At 51.4% G+C, this 12,011-nt stretch carries 11 protein-coding genes; 9 read left to right on the forward strand and 2 right to left on the reverse strand.

Annotation, left to right across the window (positions count from 1 at the left end):
* Positions 1-10 precede the first annotated feature (10 nt).
* Together surA and AC2T0J_RS12495 are read right to left on the reverse strand one after the other, a co-directional pair.
* Positions 11-1,294 carry a peptidylprolyl isomerase SurA gene (surA, locus tag AC2T0J_RS12490; protein WP_489806146.1) on the reverse strand — a complete coding sequence of 428 codons (1,284 nt, stop codon included), beginning with the start codon at positions 1,292-1,294 and terminating at the stop codon, positions 11-13.
* 56 nt (positions 1,295-1,350) lie between these two features.
* Complete coding sequence (locus AC2T0J_RS12495) at positions 1,351-3,579, reverse strand: LPS-assembly protein LptD (protein WP_489810334.1); 2,229 nt, start codon at positions 3,577-3,579, stop codon at positions 1,351-1,353.
* Positions 3,580-3,955: 376 nt separating this feature from the next.
* On the opposite strand from AC2T0J_RS12495, the gene djlA reads away from it, so the two are divergent.
* The 9 genes from djlA (at position 3,956) to rlmD (ending at position 12,005) form a co-directional block, all read left to right on the forward strand.
* Entirely contained in the window at positions 3,956-4,789 is an 834-nt protein-coding gene (gene djlA / locus AC2T0J_RS12500) for a co-chaperone DjlA (protein ID WP_489806147.1), read from the forward strand.
* Between the two features lie 8 nt (positions 4,790-4,797).
* Positions 4,798-5,700 carry a site-specific tyrosine recombinase XerD gene (xerD, locus tag AC2T0J_RS12505; protein WP_489806148.1) on the forward strand — a complete coding sequence of 301 codons (903 nt, stop codon included), beginning with the start codon at positions 4,798-4,800 and terminating at the stop codon, positions 5,698-5,700.
* 196 nt (positions 5,701-5,896) lie between these two features.
* Positions 5,897-6,628 (forward strand): bifunctional protein-disulfide isomerase/oxidoreductase DsbC, encoded by a 732-nt coding sequence (gene dsbC, locus AC2T0J_RS12510; protein WP_489806149.1) that lies wholly within the window; start codon positions 5,897-5,899, stop codon positions 6,626-6,628.
* A 97-nt stretch (positions 6,629-6,725) separates the two neighbouring features.
* Positions 6,726-8,456 carry a single-stranded-DNA-specific exonuclease RecJ gene (gene recJ / locus AC2T0J_RS12515; RefSeq protein ID WP_489806150.1) on the forward strand — a complete coding sequence of 577 codons (1,731 nt, stop codon included), beginning with the start codon at positions 6,726-6,728 and terminating at the stop codon, positions 8,454-8,456.
* 9 nt (positions 8,457-8,465) lie between these two features.
* The gene (locus AC2T0J_RS12520) at positions 8,466-8,735 is read left to right on the forward strand and encodes a hypothetical protein (RefSeq protein ID WP_489806151.1); all 270 of its coding nucleotides are present in this window, start codon (positions 8,466-8,468) and stop codon (positions 8,733-8,735) included.
* Positions 8,736-8,737: 2 nt separating this feature from the next.
* On the forward strand, positions 8,738-9,436 hold the full coding sequence (recO, locus tag AC2T0J_RS12525; protein ID WP_489806152.1) for a DNA repair protein RecO: 699 nt from the start codon (positions 8,738-8,740) through the stop codon (positions 9,434-9,436).
* 55 nt (positions 9,437-9,491) lie between these two features.
* Complete coding sequence (pdxJ, locus tag AC2T0J_RS12530) at positions 9,492-10,238, forward strand: pyridoxine 5'-phosphate synthase (protein WP_489806153.1); 747 nt, start codon at positions 9,492-9,494, stop codon at positions 10,236-10,238.
* 18 nt (positions 10,239-10,256) lie between these two features.
* Complete coding sequence (acpS, locus tag AC2T0J_RS12535) at positions 10,257-10,637, forward strand: holo-ACP synthase (RefSeq protein WP_489806154.1); 381 nt, start codon at positions 10,257-10,259, stop codon at positions 10,635-10,637.
* A gap of 9 nt (positions 10,638-10,646) precedes the next feature.
* The gene (rlmD, locus tag AC2T0J_RS12540; RefSeq protein ID WP_489806155.1) at positions 10,647-12,005 is read left to right on the forward strand and encodes a 23S rRNA (uracil(1939)-C(5))-methyltransferase RlmD; all 1,359 of its coding nucleotides are present in this window, start codon (positions 10,647-10,649) and stop codon (positions 12,003-12,005) included.
* Positions 12,006-12,011 lie beyond the last annotated feature (6 nt).

Genomic DNA, 12,011 nt, shown 5'->3' on the forward strand with positions numbered 1-12,011 from the left:
GACCTTAAGTTTAATCACTAAGGACTTCGATATAAGCCGAGTCACGCATCTCACGTAACCAGTTCTCACTCTCTTCCGCAAATTTACGGTTAAACAGCAGTTGGTAGGCTTTATCTTCCTTGCGTTGTTCTGTGGCATCATCGATACGACGGTCGAGCAACTGAATTAAATGCCAACCGTGTTGCGTACGTACCGGTTCACTGTACTCTCCGGGCTCCAAATTAGCCAGTGCTTCTTTAAATTCGGGCACATAGATGCTGGGGTCTGACCAGCCCAGTTCACCGCCACGTAATGCTGAACCTGGGTCCGCTGAGTACTCTTTGGCGAGTTCGGCAAAGTCGGCGTCGCCAGCCTGAATCTGTTCTTTAAACTCAACCAGCATGCTGCGGGCGCGTTCTTCACTAAGGATAATGGATGGCTGAATCAGAATATGTCGGGCGTTGACTTCTTCCACTTCCACCACCTCAATACCGCGGGTATCAAGAATCTTAAGGATGTGGAAACCTGCGCCACTGCGGATTGGCCCGATAACTTCACCTTTACGTTTACCTTGTACCGCTTCGGCAAACAGAGTAGGCATGGCGTTAATGTTCATCCAGCCCATGTTACCACCGTCCAGGGCTTCAGAGCCTGATGAGGCCGCAATGGCCAATCGGGAAAACTCAGAACCTTCATCAAGCAGCTTAAGGACTTTATCGGCACGCTCACGGGCATCGGTCACGTCGGCATCGGTAGTTTCCGGCGGAAAACCAATCAGAATGTGACCCAGTTCATACTCTGCCTGAGCAGAACCCTGTTGTTCCATCAGATCAACTAGGTTATCGACTTCCTGCGAGGTAATATAAATGCGACGACGCACGTTTGCACGGCGTACTTCGCCCATAATAATTTCTTCGCGAACCTGTTCACGATAGTCGTTATAAGCAATGCCCTGACGGGTAATTTCATCCCGCAACTGCTCAACGGTTGCGCCTTCTCCGGCGGCTATGTTGGCAATGGTTTGGTCGAGTTGTGGATCACTTACCTGGATCCCCATGCGCTCTGCCATTTGCAGTTGCAGGTTTTTCAGAATCAGGCGCTCAATGGCCTGGGTGCGCAGGGCTTCGTCAGAAGGCAAACGCTGATCCTTGGCAGCCGCATCTGCTTTTACTTCATTAACCAGTGCCTGTACTTCACTTTCCAGTACCACGCCCTGATCAACAATCACCGCTACTTTGTCGAGTAGCTCGGTTTGGGCCATGACTGGTAAGCTCATTACCAGACTTAAAAACAAACCCCGAATAAAATACTTCATAAACTCTCTTGCTTGTTGTTAATACTGCCGTGTTCCTGTGCGGGATAACGGCGCATTTAATTTAACACGTATGGCTGTCGATAGCCGAACATGCCGTCCTCGAGCAGAACCCGATTCGATCGGGATGAACCGATCCCTTTAAAAATAAATTGCAGAGCAATACTTGAGTCAAACTCATTGGTATTTTGCTGGCCCGTTACATCATAACGGTTACTCAGGCTTCGTTGGGCAACAATTCGGATTGCCCAGCAGCAGGACTCATACTGTAACCCAAAATAGTTTTCGATGCTTCTGTCTCGCTCTAAATCGCGATAAGAACGCCCGACTACCTGCCAGTTTTCGCCAATCGGCCAGCTCGCTGATACCCCGAATTGATCAATGGTTTCACCCGACAAATCGCGTACAAACCGGTGACTCAGTTGCACCAGCCGTTTGGCGTCAAGGCGATATTCGAGCGCCATACTGCTGCGTTCAACTTTGTCATTATCGGTGGCAATTTGCACTGCTGAATGAACAAACCAGCTGTCGTCAAAACGCCAGTCCAGTTCTCCGGCCAATGCCGAACGGTTGCGATCGTCCACTGCCGTGGTGACCTGCGAGTCCGACAGGTAGAATATCTGACCCAGGCTGATCACAAATTGTTCCCGGTTGTTGTCATCAATTATTCGTGAGGTTGCCCCCACCGTGATCTGATCATTGTCACTGATACGGTCAAGACCGGTAAATTCCTGGCCGCGGAACAGACCGTTTACATCGGTTAACAGGGCGGTGGTGTCGTATAAGCCGATATTGCTCTGGTCCTTATATGAGGTGTACAGATACTGGACTTTGGGCTCAAAAGTAATGGTTACGTCATTACCAAACAGCCGGTCGTTCTTTTCCAGATACAGCGTACTGAACAAGCGGCCCTGATAAAGGGTTCGATTCACTTCGTCGTCCAGTTCGGTATCGGCTATATTGGTTTGTTTGTAATAGGTATTCATGGCGGTTAATTCGGCCGTTACCTCACCCCAGTAACGCTGATAGGGCAGTGCTACCGTGGGTGCAAGGTGCCAGCGCAGGGCGTCCGGTCTCGACGCCTGGGCGTTATCAAAGTACGCCAGTTCAGAGTCCACCTTAAATGTCAGCAAATCACCGAGGCTGTTGCGCCACTGAAGTTTTGCTTCCGGCAGGGCGCGGTAAATGGCATCAAAATCGCCCAGGGTTTCAAAGTCACGTAAATACAGGCTCATATCGAGCGACGGGCTGTAGTAATCCAAACCAATAGTACGGTTGATGGTAGTATCGGAACGGTTGTAAAAATCGGAACCAAAGTCAACGATGTAGTTGTTATCACTGATACCATTAAAATCTACGTTTAGCTGCCAGTTATCCGACAGCATGCCGTGATGCTGGTAACGGTAAAAATAGCGGCTGTCATCGCTGGCCAGACGCGTATCATTGTTGAGGTATTCAAGGTGCATCTGACCACCGGAGGCGGCAGTCAGATAACGGAATTCCGTTTTTAACTGCAAGCCACGGTTGGTCATCAGCCGCGGCGAGATGGTCATGTCGTAATTCGGCGCAATATTCCAGTAAAACGGCTGCTCATAATCTACCCCGGTAGAGCTGGAACTGCTGATGATCGGAAACAGTAAACCGGTTTGGCGTTGATTACTCACCGGAAAAGCGAAATAGGGTAAATACAGCACCGGCATATCGCCCAGATAAAAGCGGGTATGGCGCGCCTCCCCGAGAGTGTCACCGGGTTCAATACTGATTTTGGAGGCTTCCAGCCGCCAGTCCTGCTGGTCCAGCGGGCAGGTGGTAAAGCTTACATCACGCAGGGCAATACCCTGCTGGGTGCTGATATCAATCTCGCCAGCAGCGCCATGACCTACAAAACCGGTGAGCTGATACTGCGTATTTTCCAGTTTTAAGCTTTGTTGAACCGAATCAACTGATAGCAAGTCGCTGCTCACCGTAAGGTCGGGACTGCGATAGCTTACGTCACCACTGGCCGATAGCGCGCGGCCATTATCGGTAACCTCGGCCGTTTTAGCGTGAATAATGGCACTGTCAGTAACAATATCCACATTGCCCTCAAACAAGGCAAACTTGTTTTCGCGGATCTCTGCGGAGTCGGCGGTTACCTGAACCTGTTTTTTTTGTAGCAGTTGCGAGCGGTCAAAGGGGGCCGGTATGGCCATACACAGTGCATTGTTATCAATAGCGGTCTGAGCATTTGCCCGCCATGCGAGACTGTATAAACCTGCTATAGCAACCCAAACCAGGGCGCCATTCATGCGCCGTTGGCGGCTGATTGGTTGCTTGGGAGCCCGGATGTTTCGTTGGCCATGCTGCTGAGCAAGTTGTGTAGTTTTCGACAGCAAATTATTATTCTCGGTGCTTCAAAGGATTATTCGGCTGGTAGGGGCGCCGATGTTTGTTCTTATAAGGCGCTAATTCTATGCACTTCGCCGCCAATTACCAACAGCAGACCTTAAAAAAATCGAAAAATTCATATCTTATCCTCATTTATTTGCTTTAAAGCAATGGTGTGGGCGACTTCTCAAGCGCATAACCATTGGTTATAGTGCTTAACATCGAGTCTTTTTACTGGTTGGTGCGTCTGTTTATTAACCAGTCAGACGCCGGGCGTCTTAGTTGCAGGGGGAATGCATGCCGATTTGGGGCAGATTACTGGGTTTAATTTTCGGAATGATGTTTTTAAAAATACCGGGTGCCATTCTGGGGTTTTTTGTCGGCTATATGTTTGACAAAGGCTACAGTCAGGATTTCGGCCGTATGGGCGGCTTCGGACGCTTTTTCTCCAGTCAGGATGCGCTGCAACAACAGGCCATTTTTTTCCATAGTCTGTTTGCGGCCCTGGGTCACCTGGCAAAATCGGATGGTAAAGTCACAGAATCAGAAATAAAAGTCGCCTCACGTCTGATGGACGACATGCAATTGCAGGGGCAGGCTCGTCAGGAAGCTCAGCAGGCTTTCCGGGAGGGAAAATCGCGGGATTTTCCAATTGCCGATATTCTTAAACAGTTATACGAGTCCTGCCATGGCCGCCGAGACATTCTACAAGTGTTTCTGGAAATTCTTATTCAGGCGGCATTTGCCGATGGTCGGCTGGCCAATGAAGAATACCGGGTGCTGGAGAAAGTCGCTAAAGCGCTGGGCTTTGTCCGTCGCGATCTCGATTATCTTATTGCCATGTTTGAGGCTGAGGTACGGTTCAGAAGTCAGGGGCGTGGCAGCCACCAACGTCAGGGTAATCAGCAGAATGGTCCATCGTTGGAAGATGCTTATGCGGTGTTGGGCGTGTCGGCCAGTGACGACGAAAAAGCAATTAAACGGGCTTATCGTAAACGTATGTCTGAGCATCATCCAGACAAATTGGCCTCAAAAGGGCTACCGGAGCAGGCCATGGAGATCGCCAAAAATAAAGCCCAGGATATTCAGGCTGCCTACGAGCTGATAAAAGAGCGGCGCGGCTTTAAATGAGTCAGAAAATGCCGGCACCCAGCGTGGCCGACCTTGACCTTATAGAAGCTTTTATCGAAATGCTCTGGCTCGAAAAAGGTTTAAGCGATAATACCCAGCAGAGCTACCGCCGGGATCTGTGCCATGTGGCGGGCTTTCTCACCAGCCGCTCCATCAGTTTGAAGCAGGCCAGCCTCACCGACATGCAGGATTACCTGATGTTTCGTGAGCAACGAGGGTTATCTGCGCGCAGCACCCAGCGCAATATTAGTGCTATGCGTCAGTTTTACCGGTATCTGGTTACCGACAATCAGCGTAAGGATAACCCGGTGAGTCAACTGGCGACCCCCAAAGCGGCCAAAAAGTTACCGGATACACTGAGCGAGGCTGATGTTGAAGCGTTGCTGGAAGCGCCGGAGGTGGAAGAGCCCATTGAGTGTCGTGACAAATGTATGCTCGAAGTGCTTTATGCTACCGGCCTGCGGGTCAGTGAGCTGATCGGCCTGCGGCTGTCTGAAGTCAGTCTGCAGCAAGGCCTGGTGCGGGTGATGGGGAAAGGCAATAAAGAACGCCTGGTGCCATTAGGTGAAAATGCGCTCGATGCGCTGCAGGACTATTTACACAGCGCTCGTCCGCAATTGCTGAAACATCAAACCGACGTGGTGTTTGTCAGTAACCGTGGGGTACAGATGACACGCCAGACATTCTGGTATCGCATTAAACACTACGCAGTGAAAGCCGGGATTGGCGCCGAATTGTCTCCTCACACACTGCGTCATGCGTTTGCGACTCATTTACTCAATCATGGTGCCGACCTGCGTGTGGTGCAAATGCTGCTGGGCCACAGCGATCTGTCAACTACGCAAATTTATACTCATGTTGCCACAGAGAGACTTCAAAACCTGATTACAGAGCATCATCCTAGGGGGTAAAACAATACATCGGCAGGACCGATTCGATGAGCGCCGGGGTAATTGTCGATGGCAATCATCGCCAGGCCGGGATTTTTTGATACACTAGAGCGAATTTTACGGTTAATTTCCGGTCTTAAAGAAAACAATGTGCTGAAAATTCAGCACCCCATAGGCCTTTTAGACCCTAATCAGAGTGGTTTTCAGGAGTGATTAAATGAAAGTGTTTCTTCGCAGTTTACTGGCAGTACTGAGTGTTGTTTCGGTGGCTGCAACTGCAAATGTACTGGCCGATGCGGCAGATAAAGAGAGTGTTAAAGCGAAAATCGAAACCACGCTGAAGTGGCGGGTAGATGCCATCGCCGACTCACCTGTTGATGGCTTGCTGCAAATCAGTACCGAAAACGGCCTCTTTTATGTCAGTGCAGACGGCACTTATTTATTGCAGGCGCGGGTTTACAACCTTGACGAAGAAATGCGTAACGAAACTGAAAGCGCTCTGGCTGAAATGCGTCTGGAAGGTTTAAAGCAATTTGATGATTCCTACATCGAATTTAAAGCCGAAGACGAACAATATGTGGTGACAGTGTTCACCGACACAACCTGCGGTTACTGCCGGAAGCTGCACGAGCAGATTGCCCAGTACAACGAAGAAGGCATTACCGTAAGATACCTGGCGTATCCTCGAGCTGGTTTGAACAGCCCGGTATATCGTCAAATGGTGTCGGTCTGGTGTTCTGCCGATCCGAAAAAAGCCTTGACCAACGCCAAATCGGGCAGCAGTGTAAGCCCTAACAGCTGTGATAACGATATTGCCGAACAATTTCGCTTTGGTCGTAAGATTGGCGTTAATGGTACGCCTAACATCGTGCTCAGCGATGGCAGTATCATTCCCGGCTATCAACCGCCAGAACAGCTTCTTTCGGCACTGAAACAGATCGCCGGTTAATTTATTATCCATTCACCGGGTACCATACCGCACAGGTATCCGGTTGTTTTACCAACCTGATTTCTTTTCAGTTCCAGCAACGAATCACAGTTAAAGTATGAGTTTACACATCAGGCGCCGGCCGTTAACCGATACCTTTGACACGGCACTACATCCGGTTCTTGAGCGGGTTTTCCGTGGACGTCACATTCAGTCTGCCGAGCAATTGAACACCGGTGCCAGAGCACTACTGCATTATCGCGATTTGCTGGGCTGCGACAAAGCCGCTGCGCGCATTGCGGATGCCATTATTGAACAGCAACCTATTACCATTATCGGTGACTTTGATGCTGATGGCGCTACCAGCACGGCGTTGTGTATGTTGGCGCTGGGGCAGATGGGGGCTACCCGACTGGATTACCTGGTACCTAACCGGTTTAATTTTGGTTACGGGCTATCGCCACAAATCGTCGAGGTGGCGGCCGAACGGGGAACACCGTTAATCATTACCGTCGATAATGGTATTTCCTGTCACGCAGGTGTCCAGCGAGCCAATGAACTGGGCATGGAAGTGATAGTGACTGACCACCACTTACCCGGCGAGACGTTGCCTGCGGCCACCGCTATCGTTAATCCCAATCAGCCTGACTGTAGCTTTGCGTCGAAAAATCTCGCCGGGGTGGGCGTGGCGTTTTATCTTATGCTGGCGCTGCGAGCTGAACTGGAAGGGCGCGACTGGTTTACCCGCCAAGGGCTTCAGATGCCTAATTTAGCCAATTTACTCGATATTGTGGCAGTAGGTACGGTAGCGGATGTGGTACCGCTTGATCAGAATAACCGTATTCTGGTGCACCAGGGCTTACAGCGGATCCGCGCCGGGCAATGTCGGCCGGGGATTACCGCTTTACTGGACGTGGCGCAGCGCCACGCGAGTCGCCTGACTGCAACGGATTTGGGCTTTGTGATTGGTCCCCGGCTGAATGCCGCTGGCCGTCTGGATGATATGGCTGCCGGGATTGAATGCTTGCTGTGCAGCGATACCATGGAAGCCCGGTCACGGGCTACCGAACTTGACCGACTCAATCAGCAGCGACGAACCATCGAACAGGAAATGAAACAGCAGGCACAGGAAACGCTGGCTTCGGTGCAACTCGACAGCAGTGCACCACCAGATGCTATCGTGCTCTTCGATGAGCACTTTCACCAGGGCGTCATCGGGATCGTGGCAGGCCGACTTAAGGATGAGTATAAACGACCCACTATCGTGTTTGCCAAACAGGACGATAACACTATTAAAGGCTCGGCACGCTCCATTGCCGGGGTTCATATCCGCGACATACTGGAAGCCGTCAGTGCCGCTCAGCCAGGGCTGATTGAGAAATTTGGTGGTCACGCGGCAGCGGCCGGATTGTCGATTCAGACAGAAAACCTGTCGGCCTTTACCGCCGCATTTACCGGTCATGTTAAAACGGCCCTGGCGGACATCGACGATCCCAATATAATCCTCAGTGATGGCGAACTTGAGCCACACAGACTCAATCTGCCCACTGCGCAGGTTTTACGCCAGGCAGGGCCGTTCGGACAGGGCTTTCAGCCGCCTGTATTCGATGGCATTTTCCAGCTTGTTCAGCAGCGGATCGTGGGTGAGCGTCATCTTAAGATGGTGCTGGCTCATCCTGACAGTGGCGAAGAGTTTGACGCTATCGCGTTTAATATTGATCCGGATGTTTGGCCTGATCCTAATGTGAAGCAGGTACAGTTGGCTTATCAGCTGGATGTGAATTACTATCGGGGCAGGGAATCGCTGCAACTGCTGGCGGAAGCAATGGCTCCTTGGCCTGACAGGTAATGGTTTGATATGAGTGTCGATAAACTGCTAAAACGTCATCAGTCACTGACCCACAGTGAAAATATGAAAGTCGTTTCTCATGTGCAGCGTCAGGATGGCGACTGGGTTCGCCATACCGTGATGATAGAAAATGTCGACGCGCCCTTTGTTTTTAAACGCACCAAACCTTATCAGTCACTGCAGGGAGCACGGGTGAATATGACCTACTACCGCTCGGTGGAAATGGTTGCCGGCATGGAGTTTGAACAAATGAAAGTTGTGCGGATCAAGCGGGCATAATCATGGCTAACAGCTGGTTGAATGCCTATGTTTTGCATCGTCGCCCGTATCGAGAAACCAGTTTTATTGTTGATTTTTTTACTCTCGAACTCGGCCGTGTCAGCGCAGTAGCCCGCGGCGTTCGCAGCGCCAAATCCGACCGGCGAAGCTTGCTACAACCCTTCCAGGCATTGCGGGTACAGTTAAGTGGCAAAAGTGATTTAAAAAACCTTACTCAACTGGAGAGCAACGGAACCCTGCGCATGCTCACCGGTCATGCACTTTATTGTGCACTGTATGTTAATGAAATCACTAACCGGGTATTGCCTGCGGGGGTCGAAGCCACAGAACTATACCGCGCATACGCCGCCGCCCTGGCAGCATTGCAACAGGAACAAGCGGTCGCTGAGTTTATACTGCGTCAGTATGAACTGGCGCTGTTGCAGGAACTTGGCGTCATGCCGGATTTCAACACCGATGCTGCTTCCAATGAAGCCATCGAACCTACTTTTCACTATGAACTGGTGCCTGAGCTAGGCTTTTGTCAGGTTAAACAGCCAACCAGGTTCACCTTTTCCGGTAACGAACTGCTTATGCTGGCTGAGCACGACTTCAGCCCGCCGGGACTAAAGGCGGCAAAGCGCTTATGTCGGCTGGCTCTGCATCCCTTTGTGGGTGACAAGCCATTGAAAAGTCGCGAGCTCTTTTTGGCCTCCCGTTGAATCACTGCTACAATACGCGCCACTTCAGTTTGTAATGTAATCCAGGACCCTGGGAATGAAAGATATTCTGCTCGGCGTTAATATTGATCATATTGCTACGCTGCGTAATGCGCGTGGTACCTCTTACCCCGATCCGGTGCATGCTGCGGATATCGCAGAACGCGCAGGTGCAGACGGTATTACCGTACATCTGCGGGAAGACCGCCGCCACATTAAAGACCGCGACGTCACCCTGTTGGCGCAAACCATTAATACCCGCCTGAATCTGGAAATGGCCGTGACCGAAGAAATGCTCGGCATAGCCGAACAGGTCAAGCCCACATTTTGTTGCCTGGTGCCTGAAAAGCGTGAGGAATTAACCACCGAGGGCGGGCTGGATGTCGCCGGTAACCTTAGTCGCATGACCGATGCGTGTCAGCGCCTGGCCGACGCCAATATCCTGGTATCGTTGTTTATCGATGGTGATGAACGTCAGCTCGAAGCGGCTAAAGCAACCGGTGCTCCGTACATAGAAATTCATACCGGTCATTATGCTGATGCTGCCAGTGAAGCCGAGCAACTGGCGCATCTGGCGCAACTCCGCCGAGGTGTTGAGTATGCCGACAAGCTGGGGCTGCAGGTAAACGCCGGCCATGGTTTGCATTATCACAATGTAAAACCGATTGCGGCTATCCCACAGCTGATTGAACTTAATATTGGCCATGCCATTATCGCCCGAGCCGCGTTTGACGGGTTGCACAAAGCCGTGGCGGATATGCGCAGCCTGATGCAGGAAGCGCGTTTGCAGGCACACATTGGCTAATCATCACCGGAGCTGACCATGGCCATTGCAGGCTTGGGAACTGATATTGTTGAAATTGCCCGTTTTGATATGGAAGACGGCTCCCGGGATCGCCTCGCGCGTCGGGTGCTCACGCCGGATGAATGGGACATTTATACCTCCCATAATCAGCCGGTGCGCTATCTGGCCAAGCGGTTTGCCGCTAAAGAAGCGGCGGTGAAAGCGCTGGGCACCGGTATTGGCCGTGGCATTAGCTGGCAACAGTTGCGTGTCAGCAATGATGAAGCAGGTGCGCCGATCCTGCACTATAGCGGTGAATTTGCCGAGAAGTGTAAGTTAAAAGGTATAGTGGCTGCTCACTTAAGTTTATCTGATGAACACCATTACGCCGTGGCAACGGTGATCCTCGAGACATCGTGAGGCAGGGAAATGGTTAGTATTTATCAAGGCAATGGCAAGCGTCGTGCCGGGAGAAAGCAAAAAAGGCCCGGGCAGATTTCTTCTGCCACCGTGACGCTGGAAAAGTGGGATCCTCGTGGACGTGGTGTCTGCCGAGCGCATCAGCCCGTGCTGTTTGTGGATGGCGCGCTGCCCGGTGAAACCTGTCAGGTAGCTATTACCCGCAGCAAGAAACAAGTCTGTGAAGGTCACGTGACCAAGGTGCTTGAACCGGCGCCGGCGCGACAGACGCCTTTCTGCCCGGTATACGAGCAATGTGGCGGTTGCCAGTTACAGCACGTAGAACGCGACGCGGCGTTAGCCTGGCGACAGCAGGCGCTGGATGAACAAATTCGGCTTACTCATTCGTTAAATGACTTACCCTGGGTCGCGCCGGTAAGCAGTACCCGCGACCAGTACCGGCGAAAAACCCGCCTGGCCATTGATGCCCGCAAGGGCAAACCCATGGCTCTGGGATTCAGGACACAAAAAAGCGATAAGGTTATAAATGTTGCTCACTGTCCGGTGCTAGAGCCCGCACTCAATGATCTGCTACCGCAGTTACACGAACTGACTGAACAGCTTGCAGGCAAGGCCGCGATTGGTCATATCAGCTTACTGAAAGCCCAAAATGGTATCGGCGCAACATTTCGCTGTACTAAGGCTTTGTCGACCGGTGATCGCGCTTTATTGGGATCATTTGCCGAGGCTCACGGGCTCACGCTGAGACTCGACTCAGGAGAGCACAGTGAAACACTGTATGCGACGGTAGATGAATTACTTTGCGCCACAGCAGATAATTTATCATTGGCGGTGACCACCGAAGATTTTATTCAGGTGAATGCTGACGTGAACCTGGCCATGATTGAGCAGGCACTGGACTGGCTGGCACCACAAACCTCACACAAGGTGCTGGACTTATTCAGCGGATTGGGTAACTTCTCATTGCCATTAGCGCAACGTTGCGCCAGCGTCACAGCAGTGGAAGGGGTTTCCACAATGGTGCAAAGAGGTGAAAAAATTGCCCGCCAACAAGGCATTACTAACATTCAGTGGCGCACAGCCGACTTAAGTGATGAGGCAGAACTTAACGCACTGGCGATTAAAAAATACGATAAAGTGTTGCTGGACCCGTCTCGGGAAGGGGCTTTTGAGGCTTGCCAGCAAATTGCCAAAGCCAGGGTTGAGTCGGTCGTGTACGTATCTTGCAATCCGGCAACGTTTAATCGCGATCTGGCACCGCTGCTGCAAGCCGGGTATCGGATTGTGAAACTCGGCATAATGGAAATGTTCCCGTATACCCAGCATATTGAATCGATGGCGTTACTCGAACGCGTCGGTAAAGGGTAAGAGGTA

Source organism: Alteromonas sp. ISO5, assembly GCF_058105165.1.

Bases quoted from the DNA above. Each gene is read 5' to 3' on its own strand.
- surA (WP_489806146.1), bottom strand. From the start codon at position 1,294: ATGAAGTATTTTATTCGGGGTTTGTTTTTAAGTCTGGTAATGAGCTTA.
- AC2T0J_RS12495 (WP_489810334.1), bottom strand. From the start codon at position 3,579: ATGAATGGCGCCCTGGTTTGGGTTGCTATAGCAGGTTTATACAGTCTC.
- djlA (WP_489806147.1), top strand. From the start codon at position 3,956: ATGCCGATTTGGGGCAGATTACTGGGTTTAATTTTCGGAATGATGTTT.
- xerD (WP_489806148.1), top strand. From the start codon at position 4,798: ATGCCGGCACCCAGCGTGGCCGACCTTGACCTTATAGAAGCTTTTATC.
- dsbC (WP_489806149.1), top strand. From the start codon at position 5,897: ATGAAAGTGTTTCTTCGCAGTTTACTGGCAGTACTGAGTGTTGTTTCG.
- recJ (WP_489806150.1), top strand. From the start codon at position 6,726: ATGAGTTTACACATCAGGCGCCGGCCGTTAACCGATACCTTTGACACG.
- AC2T0J_RS12520 (WP_489806151.1), top strand. From the start codon at position 8,466: ATGAGTGTCGATAAACTGCTAAAACGTCATCAGTCACTGACCCACAGT.
- recO (WP_489806152.1), top strand. From the start codon at position 8,738: ATGGCTAACAGCTGGTTGAATGCCTATGTTTTGCATCGTCGCCCGTAT.
- pdxJ (WP_489806153.1), top strand. From the start codon at position 9,492: ATGAAAGATATTCTGCTCGGCGTTAATATTGATCATATTGCTACGCTG.
- acpS (WP_489806154.1), top strand. From the start codon at position 10,257: ATGGCCATTGCAGGCTTGGGAACTGATATTGTTGAAATTGCCCGTTTT.
- rlmD (WP_489806155.1), top strand. From the start codon at position 10,647: ATGGTTAGTATTTATCAAGGCAATGGCAAGCGTCGTGCCGGGAGAAAG.